The sequence below is a fragment of the Nocardioides litoris genome (assembly GCF_006346315.1).
GTDB classification, from domain to species: Bacteria; Actinomycetota; Actinomycetes; order Propionibacteriales; family Nocardioidaceae; genus Nocardioides; species Nocardioides litoris.
In genome coordinates this window covers 99,091-123,003 of the sequence record NZ_VDMR01000008.1, presented here as the reverse complement: position 1 = coordinate 123,003, position 23,913 = coordinate 99,091, and the positions used below count along the sequence as shown (strand labels likewise).

General features: G+C 75.6%; 10 protein-coding genes. 7 read left to right on the top strand and 3 right to left on the bottom strand.

The window, feature by feature from the left end:
* The first annotated feature begins 131 nt into the window (after positions 1–131).
* Entirely contained in the window at positions 132–1,229 is a 1,098-nt protein-coding gene (locus tag FJQ57_RS18500) for a helix-turn-helix domain-containing protein (protein WP_170219499.1), read from the top strand.
* 13 nt (positions 1,230–1,242) lie between these two features.
* Here FJQ57_RS18500 and FJQ57_RS18495 read toward each other — a convergent pair whose 3' ends face one another.
* From FJQ57_RS18495 to FJQ57_RS18485, 3 genes are read right to left on the bottom strand one after another with little or no spacing between them, the layout of a single operon-like run.
* Complete coding sequence (locus tag FJQ57_RS18495; protein WP_139983188.1) at positions 1,243–1,632, bottom strand: DUF4280 domain-containing protein; 390 nt, start codon at positions 1,630–1,632, stop codon at positions 1,243–1,245.
* Between the two features lie 48 nt (positions 1,633–1,680).
* Entirely contained in the window at positions 1,681–2,178 is a 498-nt protein-coding gene (locus FJQ57_RS18490; protein WP_170219498.1) for a septum formation family protein, read from the bottom strand.
* 5 nt (positions 2,179–2,183) lie between these two features.
* The gene (locus tag FJQ57_RS18485; RefSeq protein WP_139983184.1) at positions 2,184–2,804 is read right to left on the bottom strand and encodes a Pvc16 family protein; all 621 of its coding nucleotides are present in this window, start codon (positions 2,802–2,804) and stop codon (positions 2,184–2,186) included.
* A gap of 49 nt (positions 2,805–2,853) precedes the next feature.
* On the opposite strand from FJQ57_RS18485, the gene FJQ57_RS18480 reads away from it, so the two are divergent.
* The 6 genes from FJQ57_RS18480 (at position 2,854) to FJQ57_RS18455 (ending at position 23,875) form a co-directional block, all read left to right on the top strand.
* Positions 2,854–4,545: an eCIS core domain-containing protein gene (locus tag FJQ57_RS18480; RefSeq protein WP_139983181.1), complete on the top strand. Its 1,692-nt coding sequence runs from the start codon at positions 2,854–2,856 to the stop codon at positions 4,543–4,545.
* 4 nt (positions 4,546–4,549) lie between these two features.
* Complete coding sequence (locus FJQ57_RS18475) at positions 4,550–6,244, top strand: ATP-binding protein (RefSeq protein ID WP_139983179.1); 1,695 nt, start codon at positions 4,550–4,552, stop codon at positions 6,242–6,244.
* 182 nt (positions 6,245–6,426) lie between these two features.
* On the top strand, positions 6,427–8,760 hold the full coding sequence (locus FJQ57_RS23665) for a carboxypeptidase regulatory-like domain-containing protein (RefSeq protein ID WP_139983177.1): 2,334 nt from the start codon (positions 6,427–6,429) through the stop codon (positions 8,758–8,760).
* Between the two features lies 1 nt (position 8,761).
* Positions 8,762–11,482 (top strand): carboxypeptidase regulatory-like domain-containing protein, encoded by a 2,721-nt coding sequence (locus FJQ57_RS18465; RefSeq protein ID WP_139983175.1) that lies wholly within the window; start codon positions 8,762–8,764, stop codon positions 11,480–11,482.
* Positions 11,475–17,684: a carboxypeptidase regulatory-like domain-containing protein gene (locus FJQ57_RS18460; protein ID WP_139983173.1), complete on the top strand. Its 6,210-nt coding sequence runs from the start codon at positions 11,475–11,477 to the stop codon at positions 17,682–17,684. The genes FJQ57_RS18465 and FJQ57_RS18460 overlap by 8 nt, the downstream gene beginning before the upstream one ends.
* Positions 17,681–23,875 (top strand): hypothetical protein, encoded by a 6,195-nt coding sequence (locus FJQ57_RS18455; RefSeq protein WP_139983171.1) that lies wholly within the window; start codon positions 17,681–17,683, stop codon positions 23,873–23,875. The genes FJQ57_RS18460 and FJQ57_RS18455 overlap by 4 nt, the downstream gene beginning before the upstream one ends.
* Positions 23,876–23,913 lie beyond the last annotated feature (38 nt).

The window sequence follows — 23,913 nt, the reverse complement described above, 5'->3', positions numbered from 1 at the left end:
GGAGATCGTTTACCTGGGCGGGGTCCCCCGGAGGGCCTTTGTCGGCATTGGTCCCGATTGACCAGGGTCTCGTCCCAGGACGTCTTGACGTTTCCCACCCCGAGGGACGTCCGAGCGGGCAGACTGCAGGCGTGAGGGACTTCTCGGCCCCGGACCCGTCGCTGTCCGACGCGTGGGGCCTCGGTGCCCTGCCGGCGGCGGCCCACCGGCGCGGCGGTCGGGCGCGCCCCCGGCCCGGTGACGTGCCCCAGCTCTCCGCCTGGGCGGCCACGCCGTCGGCGCTCGGCCTGCGCGCGCGGGCCGTGCTGCTCGCCGGCCAGGGCTTCGGGCCGGCGCAGGTGGCCGGGGCGCTGGGCGTGAGCCGGCAGACCGTGCACACGTGGTCCCGGCGCTACGACCTCGAGGGGCTCGCCGGTCTCGTCGACCGTGTGCGCCCGCCGGCGCGCCCCGTCGACGACGCCGCCATCGCCGCGGCCACGGTCGTGCCTCCCCCGCGCGCCCTGGGCCTGACCCACTGGAGCGCCCGCAGCCTCGGCGCCCACCTCGGCGTCGGCCACAGCACCGTCGCGCGGGCCTGGGAGGCGCACGGCGTGCGCCCGCACGGCCTGGGCACCTTCCGCTTCGCGACCTCCCCCGCCCTGGTCGCCCACGTCTCCGACGTCGTCGGCGTCGTGGTCGCCCGCGACCTGCGTCTGGTCGCCGTGTCCACCGTCCCGGCCGGCAGCACCCGCGGCACCCGCCACCACGCGCCTGCCGGCCTCGTGGCGGGCGACCCGGTCGCCGAGGCCGGTCACGGCCCGCTACGGGCCTACGCCGCGCTGCGCGCCGCGGCCGAGCGCCGGCCCGGACGCCACCGCCCGACCGCGGCGGACGCCGTACGACGGGTGCTCGACGCACGGCTCCCGGCCCGCCACCCCGACCGCCACCACCAGCTCGCCCTGGTCGGCGACCGGCCCGACGTCGCCGACCTGCCGGAGCTGCAGGCCTGGCGACGGGCGCACCCCTGGGCGGTCGTGCGCCACGTCGAGGGCTCCGAGCAGTGGCTGCGCACCGTTGAGCTGCTGCTGCGCCTCGCCGAGGTCGGGCCCGTGGGCCGGGGAGCGGGCGGCTGCGCGCCGGAGCTCGCGACCGCGCTGCGCCGTCTCGTCGCGGGCGACCTGGTGGTGCCCGGCGGGTTCGCCTGGGCCGACCCGGCGTGGCGTCGGCCGCTGGCCCGACGGGCCGGCTGAGGACCCGGACCCGTCAGTTGACCTGGGTGCGCATCGCGCCCGGCATGGTGATGCTCACGACGCCGCCCCAGGCGCAGTTGCAGGTGGAGCCGGCGGCGAGCACCGGCTTGCCCCCGGCGGTCGTGCGGGGCGTGCCCGGCTTCCACGGACCCGCGATGACGGGCACGCAGGGCATCGGCGTCAGCACGCCCAGCGCCGCGGTGGTCGCGGCCGCGACCTGGGGGTTGGACAGGCTCGTGCACATCCCGAACGGGGGCACGTTCAGGCCGGGTGCGATGTCGGGGATCGTGCCGACGGGGCGTCCCTCGATCATCACGCGCGAGGTCGGCAGGAAGTTCAGGGTCGAGGGCGCGATCCCGAAGCTGCACATGGCCATGGCTCCGGTGACGACGGGGTTGGGCACGGTCTCTCCCTCGGTACGGGTCTGGGTGCGGGTCTGGGTGCCGGTCGGTCAGGACTCGGCGTCGGCGTCGGGGTCGCGCACCGAGCGGTCGAGGCGCCGCCCGGGGTCGAAGGCGAAGCAGACGACGTCGCGGTCGCCGGACTGCCACGAGCGGGGCGAGGGCAGCAGGTAGGTGAAGTACAGGTCGGAGTCGAGGTACGGCGTGCCGGTGTAGTCGCCGAAGGCCGACGCGCACCGCCCGTCGGCGTACCTGGTGAGCGTGTCGTCGCCGGGGAAGACGTCGGCGTCGGTCTCGTCGTCGGGCGGCTCGTAGCCGATGACCGCGAACGCCTCCCGGTCGTGGGGCTCGTCGCACGGCACCTCGTCGAGGTCGGCGAGCTGCTCCTTGACCTCCGACGGCACCTGGAAGCACTGGCCGGGCTCGATGCTCTGCACGCCCTCCTCGCCGTCGTCACCGCCGAACAGGCCACAGCCACCGAGGGACGGGACGAGCCCGACCACCACCGCCACCGCGGCCACCCGACGTCGCAGGACCGTCGTCGCCACCGGGGTCACCGACCCCCGGCGCCGAGGCGCCGCGGGTCGTCGGGGGTCATCCGGTCGGCCATGGCCGCGATGCGCTCGACCGGCGGCGCCTGCTCCTGCCAGTCGAAGGCGTCGGCCCCGACGGTCGCGACGAGGCTGACCGAGGCCTTGAGGCCGCCGCCGATGCCGCTCCACAGCTCGCGCCCCAGGTTGCGGTCGTCGCCGGTCGCGAGGGTCACCGAGGTCGTCGGCGCGGTCACGAACATCTCCGGCGGGACCGTGTCGGTGCCGCTGACCATGCTGACCAGGTCGCCGAGGAGCTGGTGCTCGTCGCGCGGGCTGCCCGCCCAGGCGCTGACCAGGTAGGCGAGCTCGACCATCGGCTGCGGCCGCCGGCGCAGGCCCCGTCCGTCGCCGTCGACCCGCACGGTCGCCGAGCGCGACGGCTGGGTGCTGCGGCGCACGTCGTACAGGAACATGCTGACGGTGATCCGCGACAGCTGCGCCGACCACGTCGAGGTGGGGGCGTCGAAGACGACGTCGCCGATGTCCTCGGGGAGCGGCAGGCGCTCACGCACCATCCGCTCTAGACCAGCGTCGACGTTCGCGATGAACACGCCGGGAGTTTTGCACGCCCACCGGCGCATCGTGGCCGAAACGCGTGACGTGCGCCCGGATCGGACCTAGCCTCCCCCCATGTCCCGACGTGCCTACGCGCACCACCAGTCGGCTGACGGCGACCTCGAGGTCGAGCACGCCAGCACCCCTGCTCCCGTGCGCCGCACCGCGGCGCCCCTGGTCGTCGGTGCCGCCGACGACCGTGCCGAGGTCGAGGCCGACCGCGTCGCCGACCAGGTCATCTCCCGCCTGCAGGGCGGCGAGGCCGGCGAGACGCACGTGCACGACGGCTGCCACGGCATCGCCCGCACGGCCGCCCCCAGCACCTCCGGCGCCCCCGAGGTCGGGTACGCCGGCGGCGAGATCTCCGACGGTCTGACCTCGCGCATCGAGGCCAGGCGCGGCAGCGGGTCGGCCCTGCCCGACGGCGTGCGCCAGCGCATGGAGTCGGGCTTCGGCCGGTCGCTGGCCGACGTCCGCGTGCACACCGACGGCGAGGCGGCCACCCTCAACCGCTCGGTCTCGGCCCGTGCCTTCACCACCGGCAAGGACATCTTCTTCGGTGCCGGTGAGTTCAGGCCCGACACCCCGGCCGGCGAGAAGGTGCTGGCGCACGAGATCGCGCACACCCAGCAGCAGGGGGGAGGCGCGAGGCGGCTGCACCGGTGGGCGTTCGGGGGCAAGCTGGAGTTCGACAAGACCAAGAGCGTCGGTGTGGTCGGCTCCGGCCAGGCCGTCTTCTTCCTCGACGACACTTCCGGTGACCGTCTCGTCATCAAGGACGAGAACAAGGAGACCGGACTGGCCAACCTGTCCGGCGTCGCTCTCGAAGGCATGGGCGGGGTCAAGTCCGTCCGCCAACGCAAGCTGAGCGCCGAGGAGGCGCAGAAGGTATCGAGCCTGATCCTGTCCAAGGGCGGTGGCAAGCTCGACAAGAAGGCCTGGGCCAAGCTGGGCGCGGAGATGCGGGCCGACAACGGCGGACGTGACCAGGTCAACATGGCCCTCGGCCGACCTGCGGACGCATCGCTCGACGAATTCTCCGACATCGAGGTCGCTCAGTTCTACCACCAGAACAACATTGGCGACGGGTCGAACTTGGTGGCCCAGAACTACGCGGGAGCCGACACCGGGATCAAGACCGCGAAGTCGGCCGACCCTGACCAGATGAAGCCCCAGGAGAACAGGTTCCGCGCCCTCCTCAGTGACTACAAGCACATGGAGGGCCTGGGCCGGCTCACCGCGATCGACCTCTTCCTGGGTAACGCCGACCGCGTGCTCGGAGGCAACATCGGCAACTGGATCTACGATCCCTGGTCGACGGCGATCACGGTCATCGACAACGTCGACCGCGACGTCAGCGAAAACTTCAAGGGCGGCAAGAGCGCCCAGGACTTCGAGCGCTACCTCAGCGAGCTCAAGTCCAGCGAGCTCGGCCAGACAGCCAGCCAGTGCGCCAGGCGACTACTGATCGGGCTGGAGGCCCGCGGTGGGGACAAGGGGGCCATGGCCTGGGCCGAGGCCGACGGCGGCTGGCGAAAGGAGATGATGGCCGAGGCCTTGGAGCGCGGCTTGGTCGAGGGCAGGAAGACGATCATCAAGACGTTCTCGGCCACCCGCTTCTCGCTGGGCTCGTCGGGCAAGAAGGCGCGTTCTGTGAAGAAGTCCATCAAGGCGGCCAGCCGCGAGGCGGCGGTGCTCGACGGGGCCTCGCCCGAGGACTACTACGCGATGCTCAAGGAGCGGGCGAAGTGGTTGAAGACCAACTGAGGCCGTGACGGACGCCCCGGCCGACACCGACTCGCCGTTCGACGCCGTCGCAGCGTCGGCAGGCCTCACTCCGCTCGAGCAGCGCGTCCTCGCCCTCTGCGCCGCCTGGGACCAGGAGTCGGACCGCGACGTGCTCCTGACCCTCGCGGATGTCGAGCGCGAGCTCGGTCCGGAAGCGGTCGACGTCCTCGCCGACGACGCCAGGCTCCGCTCGGCCGGCCTGGTCGAGCTCGTCGCGGCCAACACGTTCCGGCACACCCAGGTGACGGTGCCGCGGCGCGTGGCCTGGGCGCTGCGTGACGACCTCTCGTTGGATCCCGAGCTGTCCCTCGGCACCGAGCTGGTCGCACTGCCGCCCGACACGATCGGGACGGCCGACCTCGTGCTCGTCCACGGCTCGGACGCCGTCCGGCGCCAGCAGCGCGCCCTCGCGGCCCTCGCACCGACGGCGTTCCTGATCACCCGGCCGCCGGCAGACGATCGCTCGTGGCGCGTGCTCGTGCGCCAAGCCACCGTGCTCGGGGTGGGTGTCGTGCTCGACGTGCCCGCCACCCCCGACCCGGCAACCCGTCACTGGGTCGAGCGGGCCGACCACCTCGCGTGGGGCCTCCTCTCCGAACGCCCGCTCGACGTCGGCGCGCTCCCCCGACGCCCGTACATCGAGCTGGCCGCCGAGCCGGCGGAGGTCGCGTCGGCGGAGTGGCGTGCGGTCTTTCCCGAAGCCCCGGTGCCTGCGCGGGTTCCGACCGCCTCGCAGCTGCGCGCAGTCGCCTCCGTAGCGGACAACGTGCAGGGCGCCGAGGCCAGACTGCGTCGCGTCACCACCGGCACCCTCCTCAAGCACGCGACCCGCATCGTGCCGAAGGTGGGCTGGGACGACCTGGTCCTCCCCGAGAGCCAGGAACGTCAGCTCCGCGCACTCATCGACCGCTACCGCCAGCGCAGCCGCGTCCACGACGACTGGGGTCTCTCGCTCTACCCCTCCCCCGGCGTCGTCGCGCTGTTCTCGGGGCCCTCGGGCACGGGCAAGACGACCAGCGCCGAGGTCATCGCCCACGAGCTGGGCATGGACATGTTCCGCGTCGACCTCTCGGCCCTGGTGAGCAAGTACATCGGTGAGACGGAGAAGAACCTCGAGGAGATCTTCTCCGCCGCCCACACCGGCAACTACCTGCTGCTCTTCGACGAGGCCGACTCGCTGTTCGGCAGCCGCTCCAAGGTCGAGGACTCCAAGGACCGCTACGCCAACATGGAGGTCTCCTACCTCCTCCAGCGCCTCGAGACGTACGACGGCGTGGTCGTCCTGACGTCCAACTTCCAGGGCAACATCGACCAGGCCTTCCTGCGCCGCATCCACGTCACCGTGCACTTCCCCGTGCCGAGTGCCGAGGAGCGCGAGCGCATCTGGGACCGGGCCCTGGGCCGGGCGCCGCGCCTCGACCTCGACCTCGGGTTCGTGGCCGAGCAGTTCGACCTGACCGGCGGCTCGATCCGCAACGCCGCGCTCACGGCCGCCTTCACCGCGGCGGCCCGCGCCGAGGACCCGGAGGCCTCGGCGCCGGTCGCGGGCATCGACATGGTCGACCTGCTGCGGGCGGTCTCGACGGAGATGACCAAGCTCGGCCGGCGACCGCAGGACGCCCAGTTCGGGACCTGGCTCGGCGCGGTGTTCCCCCAGGCACCACACCCCCGAAGGTAAAGAATCCGGGTGGGCCGGTGAACAGTTCCGGCATTCGCCCACGGACGGCCGCCGGCGACCCTAGGGTTCGGTGGTCCAGACATCCGTCACCACCAGGGCAGGTAGTTCGTGCACGGCTCGGTCACCGGCAGCTCCGCCCGCCGCGGTCGCTCCCGTGCACCCCGGCGACGGACGGTGAGCGCGTGCGTCTAGCCACCGAGCACCGGGTCCTGCAGGTCGAGCCGGGCAGCACCGTCGACGTCGACGTCGACGTCGTCAACACCGGTGAGCTGATCGACGGCGTCTCGGCCCACGTGCTGGGCCTGCCCGAGGCCACCGTGGTGGTCGAGCCCCAGCTGCTCCCGCTCTTCCCCGGCGCTACCGGGCGGATCCGGCTGAGCATCGCCGTGCCCGGCACGCTGCGCGCCGGCAGCCACCCGATCACCGTCGAGGCGGTCTCCCACGGCACGGGCGCCCCGACCCAGCACCTCGACCTCGACCTGTCGGTCTCGGCCCACCCGGCCGTGCGCCTGCACCGCACCCCCCGCACGATCCGCTCGCGCCGCGCCGGCCGGTTCCTCCTCGAGGTCGAGAACCCCGGCAACACTGCGCTCGACGTCACCCTGTCGGCCTCGCTCGAGGACGGCCGCAGCACGGTCCGCTTCAACCCCCGCAGCCTGCGCGTCCAGCCCGGTGCGCGCACCCCCGTCATCGCCGCCCTCAAGGGCCCGCGCATGGTCACCGGGGCCGAGGTCGACCGCACCGCCACCGTCGACCTGACCGCCAGCCGCACGCACTCGATCCCGGCGATGACCGAGCTCGAGGCCGAGACCCTCGCGGCGGCCGACGGCGACACCGAGACCGAGCGCGCCCCCGACCTGACCGCCCAGACCTCGCTGGTCCTGCGGCAGCGTCCGATGGTCAGCCGCGGGCTGCTCACGGCGCTCATCCTGCTCGGTATCGTCGGGCTGTGGGCCTCGGTGTTCCTGCTCGGGCTGACGCAGGTCTTCGCCGGCGACCCGGTGACCAAGACCGCGGTCCCCACGATGTTCGTCACCGACTACCGCCAGGTCGCCGACGGCGGCTCCCCTCCGGGCACGCTGGCCAAGACCGGCATCGTCCCGCCGGGCGTCGGCGGCACCGTCTCGGGCACCGTGGTGGCCAGCAGCAACGGCGCCCCGGTCGGGCGGATCCTGGTCAAGGCCTACCGCGACGGCAAGGACGGCCCCGTGCTGGTCAGCTCCGCCGCCACCCAGGCCGACGGCACCTACACCCTCGCCGGGCTGTTCCCCACCGACTACCGCCTCGAGTACGCCGCCGACGGGTTCACCAAGGTCTGGTACCGCTTCGCCAAGGGCCGCGGCGCCGCCGAGCGCGTGTCCGTGGCCCCCGGCGGCACGACCGACGCCGCCACCGTCACCGTCGCGGGCAAGCCCGCCTCGATCTCCGGCACGGTGGACGAGGGCTCCGCGCTCGCCGACGTGCCCACTACCGTCACCGCCCGCGCCCTCGACGTGCCGAGCAGCGTCGGTGTCGTGGCGACCGACGTCACCGACGCCTCGGGATCCTACACCCTGGCCGACCTGCCGGCCCCGGCGACGTACGAGCTCAGCTTCAGCGCCGAGGGCTACGAGACCAAGACGCTCACGACGACCGTCAACGGCGGCGAGCAGCGCAGCCAGCCCAGCGTGGTGCCGAGCTCCGACTCCGGGGTCATCGGCGGCACGGTGCGCGACACGCTGGGCAACGCCGTCGGCGGCGTCACCATCAGCACCACGGTCAACGGGCAGGCGGTCTCGGTGATCACCCCGACCGTCGGCTCCGTCGGCGCGTTCACCCTCGGCGACCTGCCGACGCCGGGCACCTACGTGCTCACCTTCGGCGCCGAGGGCTACGGCTCGACCACCGAGATCGTCGACCTCGAGGCCGGCGAGAGCGACACGAGCGTCGCGGTGGAGATGTCCAAGGGCACCGGGAGCCTCAGCGGGCGGCTCCTCGCCCCCGACGGCACCGGCGTCGGCGGGGCGACCCTGACGGTCGGCGGAGCGCAGACCACCACCGGCACCGACGGCACCCCCGTCGCGGTGCCGACCACCACGACGCTCACCGCCGGCGAGGTCGGCAGCTTCAGCCTCAACGGGCTGGCCGCGCCGGGCGACTACACCCTCACCTTCACCGCCGAGGGCTACGCCCCGACCACCGTGCCCGTGCGGCTCGAGGCCTCCGGCCAGCCGCCGGAGCTGACCGTGCAGCTCGACACCAAGCTGGGCAGCGTCGCGGGCGTCGTACGCCGCCAGAACGGCTCGGCCGTGCAGGGCGCGGTCGTGACGATCACCAACGGCTCGGGCAGCTGGAGCGCCACCACCGGCGGTCCGGGCAGCCTCGGCGGGGCCGGCGGCTTCGAGGTCGCCGACCTGCCGCCGGGCACCTACAGCGTCACGGCCCGGGCCGACGGGCTCGCGCAGCGCACCGCGATCGTGACCGTGGTCCCGGGCGTCACCTCCGACACCGTCCTCGAGCTCGGACCGGGGGGCTGAGGTGCACGTCGACGTCTCCCCCCGGCACTTCGACCTCGTGCCGGGCCTCGCCCAGCCGATCGCGGTGACCATCAGCAACACCGGCGACGTCATCGGCGGCTACGCCGTGCGCGTGCTGGGCGCCGACCCCTCCTGGGTCTCCATGGACGACGCCGAGGTCTCGCTGTTCCCCGGGGAGTCCCGCACGGTGCTCGTCACCGTGGAGGTGCCGCTCGGCATGTCGGCCGGCGAGCGCCGCGTGAGCGTCCAGGTGCGCGAGCTGACCCCGCCCCACGAGAGCGTCGTCGAGGACGTCGTCCTCTCGGTGCCCGAGCGGCCGGCGGTCCTGGTGCGCTGCGACCCGATGGCCGTCACCGCGGGCCGGCGGGCCCGGCTCAGCGTGGTCGTCGCCAACGACGGCAACACCGTGCTCGACGGGCGCCTGCACGGCCAGGACCCCGAGGACCGCGTCCACTTCGTCTTCACCCCGCCGACGGTCACGCTCTCCCCCGGTGAGCACGCGATGGTCGACGTGCGGGCGAGCGCTCGCCGCCCCTTCACCGGCAACCCCGTCGTCCGCCCGCTCGAGCTGTTCGTGCTCGACCCGACCCAGTCGGCTGCGCTCGACCGTGCCTCGGCCCAGCCCGCGGCGCCGGCCGCCGACGCGCCGGCCGACCCGGCCGACCGCCTGCAGGTGAAGATGGCCCGGCGCTCGACGCCGCGGGCCCGGGTCGGTGACGACGTCACCCCGCACGCCCAGGCCACCTTCGTGCAGCGGGCGGCGCTCTCCCGCGGGCCGATCGGGCTGGTGGGCCTGCTCGTCGCGGTCACCGTCTTCGCGATCGTCATCACCGTCGCCCTGTCCCGCCTGGTCACCCAGTCGGCCGAGGACCGCGACCTCGCCCTCCAGGTGGCGGCCGCCAGCGGCGCCCGCCAGGCCGGTGGCACCTCCGGCATGGCCGGCGCGGTCTCGCTGCTGACCTCCGGCGCCCCCGTGGCGGGCGTCGAGGTCAGCGTGTTCGCCGCCGACGACACCGAGGCCCCGCTGCTGACCGCGGCCACGGCCGACGACGGCACGTGGGGCGTCGGCGACCTGCCCGCCGGCGACTACAAGGTCAGCTTCCGCGGCGCCGGCTTCGTGCAGCTGTGGTTCCCGCAGGCCGTCGACGCCGCCGACGCCGAGGCCGTCACCCTCGAGTCCGGCGCGCGCCGCGAGGGCCTCGACGTCACCCTCGGCGGCGTCCCGGCCACGGTCTCCGGCACCGTCGCCGGCCTCGACGTCTCCAACGCCACCCTGACCCTCAAGCGGCCGCTCGACCTCCTCGGCGGTGCGGCCGGCCCGAGCGGCACCCCGCCGGCCCAGACGGTCGGGTCCGTCGGCGCGCCGTCGCCCGCCGCGGTCGCCGCGCAGGGCGCGACGGTCAAGTCGGTGCCGATCGGCTCCGACGGCACCTTCGAGCTGACCGACGTGCCCTCCCCCAGCGTCTACGACCTCATCGTCGAGAAGCCCGGCTACGCCACCTCGACCCAGCGCATCGACGTCACCGCCGGCGAGGACCGCGACGACGTGGAGATCACCCTGCGCCAGGGCGACGGCGTCATCACCGGCACCGTGGCCTCGGCGGGCCAGCCGCTCGAGGGCGCCACGGTCACCGCGAGCGCCGGCCAGACCTCGGTGACCACGATGTCGCTGACCGGCGACGAGGCGGGCGCGTTCGCCGTGCGCGGGCTCCCCACCCCGGCCAGCTTCACCCTGGTCGTCTCCCTCGACGGCTACGCCTCCCAGACGCTCACCATCGGCCTCGGCGACGGCCAGGCCCTCGACGGCGTCGACGTCGTGCTCGACCGGTCGTCGGGCTCGCTGACCGGGTCCGTCGGCCTGCGCGACCCCGGCTCGAGCCTGGCCAGCACGGCGGCGGGCGTGATCGTCACCGTCACCGACGGCACCCAGACCGTGCAGACCGCCACCTCCGTCCCCGACGACGGCGAGGACGGTGCCGACGCCGACGGCACCGCGCGTGGCTCCTGGAAGGTCACCGGCCTGCCCGTCCCGGGCTCCTACACGATCACCTTCAGCCGCGACGACCTCGCGCCGCAGACGGTCGCCGTCACCGTCTCCGGCGACGGCGTCGTGACCGGCGAGGGCGGGGTGGTCGACGACCGGGGCCGGGTCGCGGTCGACCTGAGCCGGTCCTCGGCGACCATCGCCGGCGTCGTCAGCCAGCGCACCGGCCCGGCGCGCAACGCACCCAAGGAGCGGGTGGGCGAGACCGAGGTGCGCCTGGTCTCCAACGAGGCGACGTTCAGCGTCGTGTCGGCCTCGGTGCCCGCCGGCAGCGTCGGCGCCTACCGCTTCGACTCCGTCCCGCCCGGCACCTACACCCTGCAGACCAGCCGCAACGGCACCACGCCCGTCTCCCAGACCGTCACCGTGGTCGCCGGCGACGACGACCTCTCGCGCGACCTGGTGCTCGACCAGCCGGCCGCGGTCGACGGGGTCGTGCGGGGCGCCGGCACCGGGTGGGTCGTGCAGCTGTACCGGTCCTCGGAGTACCCCGGCACGCCCTACCGCACGACCACCACCAAGGCGGGCGGCGTCTTCTCCTTCACCGACGTCGACGCCCCGCAGTCCTACGTCGCCGTCGTCCGCCGTACGGCGGGTGGCGCGGCGCGCGCCTCGACGACGTTCACCGTCGACCGCAGCCAGACCAAGTCCGTCGAGCTCGAGGTGTCCAGTGGCTGACCAGCGAGGACCCGCCGGCACCACCGGTCCCGACCGCCGCCCCGCGGTCGCGGTCGCGCCGACGACCAAGGTGGCCGCGGGGGCGACGGCCGAGCTCGCCGTCCGCGTCGTCAACCGCTCCACGGGCCCCCGGGTGCTCGCCGTCGCCGCGGTCGGGGTCGACCCGGCCTGGCTGTCGGCGCCGGTGCGCACCGGCGTGCTGGCCCCCGGCGAGCACGCCGACGTGGTGCTCACCCTCGCCCCGCCCGCCGGCACCTTGCCCGCGGGCTACCCGCTGGCCGTCGCCGCACAGGCCGTCGACCCGGCGACCGGGCGCTCCCCCGCCGACGAGCAGGCCACCGGCCTCGCCGAGACCACGCTCGTGGTCAACCCCCGTGCCCGCGTCGACGTCAGCCTCGAGCCGCAGGAGCTGACCGCGGTCTCCGGGCGCCGCTTCACCGTCGTGGTCCGCAACAGCGGCGGCGGCACCGCCGACGTGCGCCTGGTGGCCCGCGACCCCGGCAACGGACGGGTCCGCCTCGGCCGCACGTCGGTCCAGGTCCCGCCCGACGGCGAGGTGCGGGTGCGCGCCAAGGCCTCGGTCCGCCGGCCCCGACTGGTCGGCTACGGCCACCGCCACCCCTTCGACGTCACCGCGCACTCCCAGTCGACCTCCCGGGTCGCCGAGGGCGCGCTGACCCAGCGCACCGTCGTCGGTCCGGCCGGGCTCAAGCTCGTCGCCATCGCCGCGGTCGTCGTGGTGTGGATCGCCGCGGTGCTCGTGCTGGTCCCCCAGCTGAGCGAGCGCGTGCGGCAGTCGTCGCAGGAGCAGGCCGCCCAGGCCGACGGCGGCGCAGGAGCCGACGGCGGCGCGGCCGACGGCGGCGCGGGCGCCGACGGTGGCTCCGACGGTGGCTCCGACGGTGGCTCCGACGGGGGTGCCGACGGGGGCGCGGCGGGCGACGGTGGTGCCGGCGCGGGCTCCGACGACGGCGTCCAGCTCGCCGGCACCGTGCTCGGGTCCGCACCCGACGGTGTGACCGTCACCCTCGACCCCCGCTCCCTCGTCGACGAGGAGATGGTCGGGCGTGGCGTCGGCGTCGACCCCGACGCGCTCGACTCCGACGGCCTGCGTCCCGCCGCCTTCACCGCCGTCGCCCCCTCCGAGGCGCGCTCGGCGCAGAGCGAGCAGACCGCCGCCGACGGCGCGTGGTCCTTCGCCGGCGTCACCGCCCCCGGCTACTACCTGCTCACCTTCGCCAAGGCGGGCTACCAGACCCAGCGGTTCGTCGTCGACAGCGCCTCCGAGGCGGCCAAGGAGCCCCTCGAGGTCTCCCTCGCCCCGGGCGAGGGCGTGCTCTCCGGCACCGTCCGCGGACCCGACGGGGCGCCGTACGGCGGCGCGAGCGTGACCATCAGCGACGGCACCACCTCGATCACGACGAGCAGCACCTCGCCCGGCGGTCGCGGCGAGACCGGCACCTGGCGGGTCACGGGCCTGTCCACGCCCAGCACCTACGTCGTCAGCGCCACCGCCCACGACATGAGCACCGAGGCGGCCACCGTCGACCTCGCGGCCAGCGGGCAGGGCCGCGCCGACCTCGAGCTCGCGGCGGGCGTCGCGCTGGTCAAGGGCCGCGCCGTGGTCATGGGCGACGACGGGCAGCCCCAGGGCCTCGGCGGTGTCGAGGTCTCGGTCTCCGACGGGTCCGACACCGTGCACACCGCGACGTCGCTGACCGACGGCAGCCCCGGACGCTTCTTCGTGCCCGGGGTGCGTGCCCCCGGCCGCTACACCGTGACCCTGACCGCCGACGGCTACCAGCCCGTCAGCCGCACCCTCGACCTCCGCCGCGGCCAGGCGACGGAGGACCTGCGCGCGGTCACGCTGTCCACCTCGACCGGCTCGGTCGTCGGCTCCGTCGGCGGCCAGACCGAGGCCGGCTCGGCCCGTGCCGTACGCCGGGGATCGGCCCGGGCCGGGGCCGGCGACACCGTCCTCGCCGCCACCGGACTGACGCTGGCCAACAACGACCACACCTACAAGACGACCTCCTCGACGCCCGAGGAGGGCGGCCGGAGCACGTTCGGCTTCCACGGCGTCGCGCCCGGCGTCTACACGCTCTCGGCCGACTACTTCGGCTACGACGCCTGGACCCGCACCGTCCGGGTGCAGCCGGGCCCGGCCTCGGGCTCGACCACCGTCTCCCTCGTCCCGCGGATCGGCGGCGGGCAGCCGTCGACCGCCACCGTGTCGGGGTCCGCGGCCTCCACCGACCCGGTGACCCCGCTGACCTGCCAGGACGACTGCCTGCGGGCCACCCTGACGACCACGGTGCCCGGCCCGGGCGGCACCGAGGTGCCCGTCACGTGGACCGACGACTTCCCCGCCGACGGCGGCTACTCGCTCCCGCCGACCGGCGGCCTGCGCGCCGGCCTGTACACCGTCAAGGTCTCCTCGCCCGGCTACGTCACCACCTCGGTACCGGTGGAGGTCGCCGAGGGTCGGGTCACCACCGCCCCGGTGGCCGAGATGGTCCCGGTGCCCGCGCTGGTCGGACGGCTCTCGCTGGCCGACACCGACGGCGCCCCCAACACCGACCCGCTGCCCGACACCTGCATCTGGGTGGAGTCCACCAGCACAGCCCGCGCCGACCACTCCGTCGAGGAGTGCCGCAAGGCCATCGAGGACGGCCGGCCCGTCGCGGGCGGCGACCCCGACGGCCCCGCCGACGACGCCGACGCCTGCACCGCGGGCGGCCACGCCAACCAGGGTCTCGAGACCGGCCGGCGCACCTGGTGCGCGGCACTGACCGACGGGACCGCCGACTACCGCGTCGAGGTGCCGCTCGAGGGCGCCTACACCGTCACCGTCGTCCCGGTCGACAAGCAGTACGTCGCGCCGTCGGGCCCGGCCGTGCTCGACCTGCGCCGCGGCACCCAGCCGTACCCCGTCGCGCTCCAGCGCCTGGGCCGGGCGGTGCTCACCGTGCTGCGCCCCGCCGCCGGCCCGGCCGGCAGCACCGACGACGACGTGCTCGTGCCGGCCGAGGGCGTCAAGCCCGTCCTCTCGCCGGAGCCGCCGACCGCCACGATCGGCACCTCCGGCGAGGACGGCCGCGTCACGATCACCGGCCTGCCCACCGGCACCTACACCGTGCGCGGCGTCAGCGGTGTCAACGGCGGCCAGGCGGCGGTCACGACCAGCACCAACACCACCGTGCAGCGTCGCCTGCCGCTGACCGAGCCCGTCACGGCCCTCGTCGGGCGGGTCGTGGGCGCGGTGCGCGGCGTCGACCGGCCCGTCCCGGGCGCACAGGTGGTGCTCGTCGGCGCCACCGGCTTCGACGACGCCGGCAAGGCCACCAGCACCGACACCGTCGAGCTCACCTCCACCACCGACGGCTGCTGGGGCATCGGCTCGCGGATCATGTCCGAGCCGACCTCCACCACCTGCCGCTCGTGGGCCGCGGGCAGCCGCGCCCCGACGTCGTTCGCCACCACGGCCATGCAGAGCGTCACGGTCTCGGCGGCCGGCTGGGAGACCCGCACGGTGCGCCGCCGGACCCTGCAGCCCGGCGTCGTCAACGACGTCGAGCTCTTCCCGGCGCTCGTGCCCGCCACGCTGCCGGTCCGGGCCGTGCCGACCGCCACGCTCGACCCCGCCACGGTGAGCGTGCAGGTCACCGACCCCACGGGCCGCGAGGTGACCGCGGGCATCACCACGGCCGCCGACGGCTCGTCCCGGCTGCGGTGGCAGGACGCGGGCCGCTACGACGGTGACACGGCCGTCCGGGCCGGCACGGCGGCGGTGCCCGGGACCTACCGCGTGACGGTGGCCGCCGAGGGCTACGCCCCGGTCACCCGCACCGTGACCTGCGACCTCGGCGCAGCGACGTGCGGGACCGACGGCGCCTTCGACCTGCCCCACCTCGCGACGGTGCACCTGACGGTCGTGGGCGGCGACCCCAGCGACCCGATCGCGGTCGCCGGCGCCCGGGTCACCCCGAGCACCACCGCCGGTCCGGGCGCCTCCCGCGACCACGTCACCGGCACCACGGGTGCCGACGGCACGGTCGACCTCACCGACGTCGTCGCCGGCAGCCCGACGGCGTACGTGCTCGGCGTGAAGGCCCCCGGCCACGTCTCGGCGACGACGACCCTCCCGCCCGCGGCGGTCGGCGACGCCGCGCTGTCGTGCGGCCCGACAGGTTCCCGGCGCATCTCGGTCGACCCGGGCGACACCGTGGACTGCACCCTGACCCTGACCCCGCTGGGCCTGGTCCGTGGCACCCTGCGCGCGGTCTACGACAAGCAGGGCCAGACCGTGCAGCACTTCGACAAGCTGGTCGGACGCCGGGTCACCGCCCGGAAGTGCACGGCCACCGCCGACGGCACCGACGGCACGACCTGGTGCACCGCGGTCGCCGAGACCCCGGCGTTCTCCTCCGTCACCGACGCCGACGGGCGCTTCACCCTCAGCGGCACCGTCGAGACCCCGGGCCTGCAGGACGGCACCTGGCTGCTCACGGCCCCCACAGCCGTCGGCTTCCGCCTCCGCAGCCCCGAGGCCGACCCGGCCGCACCGACCGGCGCGATGGCCGGCACCGTGGTCGACGTCGCCCCGCGCGCGGTGACCCGGGCCGACGTCGACCAGTTCGCCGTCCCGACCGACCTGTCGGTCGAGGTGACCGACGGCTACAACCCGATCCGGGGCGCCACGGTGACCCTGCTGCGCGACCCCGCCGACACCTCCGGCATCCCCCTCACCGCGCCGACCGCGCCGGCGACGGCCTACACGATCCGTGACCTCGTCCCCGGCTACTGGTGGATCAAGGTCTCCGGCACCGACCTGGTCACCTCCACCGCCCAGAGCGTGTACGTCGCGCCCGGCTCCACCGGCACCGGCGCCCGCGTCGTGGTGACCCGGGTGACCGGCGCGCTCAAGGGCGTGGCCTCCGAGACCGGCACCGGCCTGCTCGTGCCCAACGTGCGGGTCACCCTCACCTGCACCACGACCGGCACCGACCTGTGCCCCGCCGACGGCCCCGCGAAGTCGGGGTCGCGCACCGACCTCACCACCACCACCGACGCGCGCGGACGCTACCGGCTCGACGGCGTCCCCAACGGCAGCTACTACGTCGACGTCGCCGCCGACGGCTACGGCGCGGTCGCGCGCACGACGCTCTCCCTGGGCACCGGCGGCGAGGTCACCCGAGACCTGTCGCTGGTCCCGGCCTCCCGCAAGGTCACCGCGACCATCACCGCCCCGGTGGCCGGGGACGACGTCCGCGGCAGCACGCTCCGCCTCGTCCCGGTCGGGTCGACGCCGGGCAGCGCCCAGACGGTGCCCTTCTCCGGCGTCGCGGGCCAGGTCACCGCCGTCGTCCCCCAGCTGCGCTGGGGCTGCTGGGACGCCCAGGTCGTCCAGGCCCCCCGCCACTACGGCCCGCTCACCGGCCCCACCGTGCAGGTCAGCACCGGCGCACCCGGCGCCGGCGACCCGCTCCTCAGCTGCCCGAGCGGGTCGCTGGAGGTGCCGCGCACCGGCTCCGGCGACATCACCCTCGACTGGACCAGCTCGGCCACCGAGCTCGCCTACCGGTTCACCACCACGCCGGGCGCGCCGCTGCAGCCGAGCCCCGTCTCGCTGCTGGTGCAGCGGGCCGGCCGACCCGACATCACCGTGCCCGACGCCTACGGCGGCTCCATCTGGGTCGAGCCGGGCACCTGGACGGTGACGCCCGTGCTCTCGGCCGCCGACGCCCCCTGGTGGGTGGTCACCCCGGCCACCGGCCAGCTTCCGGGCGGCACCTTCGCTCCCACCGCCGTCGAGCGCACCGCCTCGGTGCCGGTCAGCGTCAGCGGGCTCGCGGCCACCGAGCGCGCCACCGTCACGGTCACCCCCGGTCCGGGCCAGCGCCACCCCGTGCCCGCCGTCTCCTCGAAGGTGGTGACCGGCTCCGGCACCGCCACCTTCGACCTGCCGCGCGGGTCCTGGATCATCGAGGGCACGTGGGCCCGGGGCCCGGCCACCCAGGTCGTCACCGTCTCCGCGCCGGGACCGGCCGCCCCGGTCGTGCTCCAGCCCGACCCCGACGCCCCGGCTGCGCCGGCGGCCCCGGCGGCCCCGGCGGCCCCGGCGGATCCGCCCGCGCCCGCGCCCGACCCGGTCGCCCCGGACGGCGGCACCGGCACCTCGACCGACCCGGCCGGCCCGTGACCGCCCGGTCGCGCGCCCGGCTCGCCGGGGCCCTCGCGTGGGCGGTCGTCGTGGGACTCCTGTCGGTCGGAGTCGTCCCCACGGCCCTGGCCGCCGACGCGGCCACCCCGCAACCCGTCACCCTCGACGAGCTCGACGCCGCCGCGGGCGGGCCGTTCGTGGCCGGCACCACGCGCACCCCGCCGGTCACCACGGCCGCCCCGTCCTCGGCCCGCTTCACCTCGACCCCGGCGACGGTCTGCGAGCCGACGGCCGACGGCAAGCGGGTGCGCCTGAACACCGTCGGGTCGTGCTCGGTGACCGTCACGGTGCCGGGCACCGGAGGCAACACCGAGGGCACCGCCACCCGCGCCTACGACGTCGTCCGCGCCGCCCGCACGATCGAGGTCGCGGCCCCGACCACCGCCGCCGTCGTCGGCGGCACCTGGACGCCCGTGGTGACCGCCACGACGGGGGCGATCGGCACCGACGCCGTCACGCTCGTCCCGACCGACCCCGCGGCCTGCAGCGTGTCCGGCACGACCGTCACCTACCTCAAGGCCCGCCTGTGCACGGTCACGGCGACGGTGGCCGAGGGCCCCGTCTTCGTCCGGGCCACCGACGACGTGGGGGTCACCCCCGGCCTGAAGGCCCAGACCGTGACCATGACCGCGCCCACCGGCGCCGTCGTGGGAGTGCCGGCGACCCCGGCGGTCACCTCCGACTCCGGCGGCACCGCGACCTACGCGACCAGCACCCCCGGCGTGTGCCGCCCCACCACCGGCGGCGCCGCCATCGAGCTGCGCGCCACCGGGTCGTGCACGGCCACCGCGACGGTCGCGGGCGTCGCCGAGGAGTCGGCGTCCGGCACCAGCGCCGCGGTGACGTTCACCGTCGCGGCCCGCACCGTCGCCCTCGCGGTCACGCTGAGCGACCCGCACCGCTTCCGCGACACCGTGACGGTCACGGTGACCGCGACCGACACCTCGGGCGGCACCGCCCCGGCCGCCAAGGTCGCGGGCGCGGGCACGATCCTGCTCGGCGACGAGCGGGCCACCCCGGGCACGTCCGGCCCCGAGGACGTCACGTGGGTCGACGGCGTCGCCACCCGGACGATCAGCTCCGCCGCCGCCGGCCGGCTCGCGGTCACCGCGACCATCACCCCCACGCCCACCAGCGCCTACACCACCACGACCTCGACCACCGAGGTCACCATCGACGACCTGCCGCAGACCGTCGCCTTCGGCACGCCCCCGCGGGCGGTCATCGACGGCACCTGGACCGCTGCGGCGACCGTCACCCCGGCCACCGAGGCCGACGGCACGGCCCGCAAGCCCGTCCTCACCTCCCTCACCCCCGCGACCTGCACCGTGGCCACCGGCACCACCACGGTCACCTACGTCGCCGCCGGCCCCTGCCGGCTCCAGGCCGCCCACCCCGGGGGTGGCGGCTACGCAGCGGCCGTCCCGGCCACCCTCGAGGTCACCGTCCACAAGCTCACCCGTGCCCTGGCGTGGGGCACCGGCGCGCAGGCGCCGCCCACCACGGCGTACGCCGGGGAGACGTGGACGCCCACGGTGGTCACCGACGCCGCCGCCGGCCCGGTCGTCTACACGACCTCCGACACCGCTGTGTGCACGGCCACCGGCAGCACCGTCGCCTTCGTCGGCCAGGGCGCCTGCACGGTGACCGCCACCATGGCCGGTACCGACCGCTACGACACGGTCTCGGTCCAGACCGGTCCGATCGCGGTGGCTCTGCGACCGGTGACCGTCACCGTCAGCCCGGCCACCACCTCGACGGTGTACGGCGCGTCCCTGGCCCTCACCGTGCGGGTCCGCGACGACCGCGCCACCGTGCGCCTGCTCGACGGCACCGGCACGCTGAGCGCCCCGGGCATCCTCGCCACGCCGCGGACCCTGACCTTCACCGACGGGGTCGCGACCACGACGCTGACGTCGCTGCCGGTCGTGCCGACGACCACGCTGACCGCCCACTTCGTGCCCACCACCGCCGAGCAGCGGGTGTACGAGGAGGACGAGGGCACGGCGACGGTCACCGTCACCCCGGCGCCGCAGACCATCACGACCGACCCGACCGACCCCGGCTCCGGCAGCGTCGGCGACGTCCTCGAGCTGCACGCCACCGGCGGCGGCTCGGGCAACCCGGTGACCGGCTCGGTGCCCGGCGGGGCCCCCTGCTCGGTCGCCGCCCCCGTCGCCGGCCAGCCCGTGCGCGTCACGCTCGAGCGGGCCGGCACCTGCACGGTGACGCTCCGCCAGGCCGGCAACGGCAACTTCCTCGACGCGACGCCGGTGACCGTCCCGCTCTCCTCGGCCAGGCGGCCGGTCAAGGTGGTCGTCAGCACCGCGCCGTCGCCGTTCTTCTGGAACGAGCAGGTCGTGGTCCGCGTCGCGGTGGTCGACGACTCCCCCGGCCGCGAGCGGGGCACGCCGGCGCCGGGCACCGTCACCCTCTCCCTGCCCGACGCGCCCGCCCCGGTGCTCGCCAGCAACGACGAGGCCGGCACCGCCACGGCGACCTACACGGTCGCGGCGGCCGGCACCCAGCGGGTCGTGGTCACCTACCGGCCCACCAACCCGCAGAAGTACGACGCGATCACCCCGCCCGAGCCCGCCTCGGAGCAGTCGGTCACCGCGCAGCCCGCGCCACAGACGCTGCTCTTCGACGACACCACCAAGCCGGCGACCGCCTGGGCCACCCGGACCTTCGAGCCGGAGTTCACGGGCACCGGCACCGGCGCGCTCACCCTCACCGCCCGGCCCGGTCCCGACCAGGCCGTGCACTGCTCGGTCAGGGGCGCCGCGGTGCGGTTCGACACCCCGGGCACCTGCGTGGTCGACGCCCGTCGCGAGGCCGTGACCGGCCAGCAGGCCGCGTCGCCGGTGCGGACCATCACCTTCTCCGTCCAGGCCCTGCCCCTCCGGCTGCGCCTGGTCACCCCCACGTCCGCGACCGTGGGCCGCGCGACCCTGGTCTCGGCGACCGCGCGCGACACCGTCTTCGCCGGGCTCGTCCCGGGCAGCGGCCACCTCGCGGTGGACCGCCTCGTCCGCGGCACCGGCGCCGATCCCGGGGACTGGGAGCGGGTCACGCCCGCCGCCGGCAGCGACGACGAGGCCGACACCACGTGGACCGGCAGCACGCGGTCGCTGGCCTTCGAGCCGACCCGGGCCGGCACCTACCGCGTCGTGCCCACCTTCACCGCGAGCCCGGCCGCGGCGTACGCCGTCCAGGCGCCGAGCTCCGACGGCCGCTTCACCGTCGCCCCGGCCCCGCAGGTCGTGAGCGCCGTCGACCCGCCCGCCACGGCCGCGGTGCTCGACACCTGGTCCGTGCGAGCCGTGGGCGGCGGGTCGTCGGCCCCCGTGCTGGCCACCGTCGCCACCGGGTCCGTGGACGTCTGCTCGGTCGGCGGGCCCGACGCCGCCCAGGTGATCACCTTCGACCACGACGGCGCGTGCACCTTCACCCTCCGCCAGGGCGCCGACGCCGACCACGACGCCTCCCCCCCGAGCGACCCGGTCACGGTCACCGTCGCGGGCACCACGTCCCAGGTCTCGCTCGCGGCCCAGACCGTCGCCCAGCCGGTGGTCGGCGAGGAGCACCTGATCTCGGTGCGCAGCACCACCGCCAGCGGGCGCCCGGTGCCGGGCCGGTTCACCCTCACCACCGACAGCGGCATCACGATCTCGGTGCCCGAGGACGAGGCCGGCGCGCCGGTCACCAGCGCCGACTTCGCCCTGGTGCCCGACCGCACCGGCACCCTCCCGACGCGGGTCGCCTTCGTGCCCACGCTCCCCGCCGACGAGGTCGCCGGCTCCAGCCTCACCCGCACGCTCAGCGTGCTCCCGGGCACCCAGCGGGTCACCCTCGCCCCCGCGCCGCCCTCGGACGCGTCGTACGTCGGCGACACCTGGGACCCGGCCCCGGGGCTGGTCGGCGGGCCGTCCGGGGCCCGCCCGGTGCTGGCCGTCACCGCCGACACGAGCCCCGCCCGGTGCGCGGTCGGCAGCGACGGCAAGGTCCGGCTGCTGCGCCCCGGCACCTGCACGGTCACCGTCAACGCCCCCGCCTCCCCGGGTGGCGACTGGAAGGCCGCCGACGAGGTCTCGCGCGAGTTCCAGGTGGCCCTGCGCCCGACCGCGCTCACCCTCGTGGGGCCCGACCGGGTCGACGTGCGGGAGCCGTTCACGATCCGGGTCGAGTCCTCGGGGGCGGGCACGGGCAGCACGCCCGGCACCACGACGCCCGTCGCCGTCACCGGCACGGTCCGGCTCACGCTGGCCCGGGTCGGCGACGCCCCGGCGGACGCCGTGACCTGGCCCGTGACCGTCACCTCGATGCTCACGACCGTGACGGCGCAGGCCGACCTCGCGGGCGAGTACGTCCTCAGCGGCACCTTCACGCCGTCCTCCGACCAGTACGAACCGAGCGCGGCCCGCAACCTGCGGCTCTCGGTCGACAAGCGGCGCCAGACCCTCGACGCCGCCCCGGTCACCCCGGCCCAGCTCCCCGTCGGCAGCCGGTGGACGCCGGCGCTGACGAGCTCGGCCGGCCTCGACGCGGCCGTCGCCTCGACCACCCCGTCCATCTGCACGGTCTCGGCGACGGGCACCGTGACGACCCTGGTCTCCGGGGAGTGCCACGTCACCTTCACCGTGGCGCCCGACCACCCCGTGTACGACGACGTCGACCCGGTCGAGGCGGTCGTCCCGGTGCGCGTCCGACCGACCACGGTGACCCTGCTCGACCCGGGCGCGGGCGAGGTGGGCACGCCGCAGGTGCTCACGGCCACCGTCACCGCCCCGCCCGTGGCGGCCGTCCCGCGCACCGTCGACCAGGCCCCGCCGCTGAGCGGCACGGTGACGTTCACCGCCACCGCCCAGCCCACCACGGGCGGGGCCTCGCAGACGAGCACCACGGTCGCGGCCGAGCGGTTCACGATGCCCGCCGGCGCCACCAGCCTCCCGGTGACCACGACCTGGCGCCCGCCGGGCTCGACGACCGGCGTCACCCGCACCCTCCGGGCCGCGGTCACCATCGACCCGGTCGCGGACCCCGTCCCGGCCGGGACCGACCCGTGCGGTCCCGACGCCGGCCCCCGCGTCTGGTCCTGCTCGACCTCCCCGGCCCGCACACTGGTCGTCGCCAAGGGCGACCCCGCCCTGGTGCTGTCGGTGAGCGGCACCGCGAGCGGCGAGGTCACGCTGACGGCGAGCCTGCCGCTGCCCTCCGGCTACGCCACCACGCCCGGCACGCTGGGCACCGTCACCTTCAAGGCGCGCGAGTACGGCTACGCCGGCGAGGACGTCCCGGAGGAGACCGCCGTCGTCGGCGACCGGCTCGTCGCGACCCGGACCGTCCTCGACTTCCGGCCCGAGCAGCGGCTGACCCTCACCGCGACGTACTCCGGCACGACCGACCTCGCCGCCACCGCCACCACCACGGTGCGCGACGCCCCGCAGGCCACGGTCGGCGGCGCCGCCCCGACCGAGTGGCAGCGGGGTCCGGTGTCGTTCCCGCTCACCTGCACCGAGACCACCGCGCACCTGGTCACCCCGTGCCCGGCCAGCGTGGTCGTCAGCGGCGACGGCGCGCAGCAGTCGGGCTCCGTGCGGGTGCTGGCCGAGGACGGTGGTGCCGTCACCGTGCGCACGCCCACGGTCCGCATCGACGCCACCCCGCCGGTGCTGGTCGTCCAGGGGGTCGCCCAGGGCGCGGTGTACGCCGGGCCCTCCCGCAGCCCGCTGTGCGTCGCCACCGACGCGACGTCGGGCCTCGCGTCGTGCACCGTGCAGACAACCCGCGTCGACCGCGTCACCCGCCGCGCCACCGTCCGCGCCGTCGACGTCGCCGGCAACGTGGCCACGCGCACCGTGACCTACCGCGAGCTGCAGGAGTACGTCGTCGGCGCCGCCCGCGACTCTGCCGGCCGCTTCGTCGTCCGGCCCGGCCAGCGGCTGCGGGTGGAGACGATCACGACCGGCGCCCGCCGCCGGCCCCAGCTCGTCGTCCGCAGCCCCGGGAAGCCGTGGCGGTCGGTCGCCACGATGGTGCCGCTGCGCCTGCGCGACGGCCAGTACACCTGGTACGCCCTCTACCGCCTGCCCGCGCGCTGGCGTCCGTCCACCGAGGTCGGGGTGCGCACCGGGTCGACCGTGCAGCGCGTCGGCCTCGTCCGCGGCTGACCCCGGCCCCGCTGCCGCGGTCGGGTCCGTGCCCGGTC

Excerpts from the sequence above, each read along its gene's own strand:
- FJQ57_RS18485 (WP_139983184.1), bottom strand. The coding sequence starts at position 2,804 with ATGCGCCGGTGGGCGTGCAAAACTCCCGGCGTGTTCATCGCGAACGTC.
- FJQ57_RS18480 (WP_139983181.1), top strand. The coding sequence starts at position 2,854 with ATGTCCCGACGTGCCTACGCGCACCACCAGTCGGCTGACGGCGACCTC.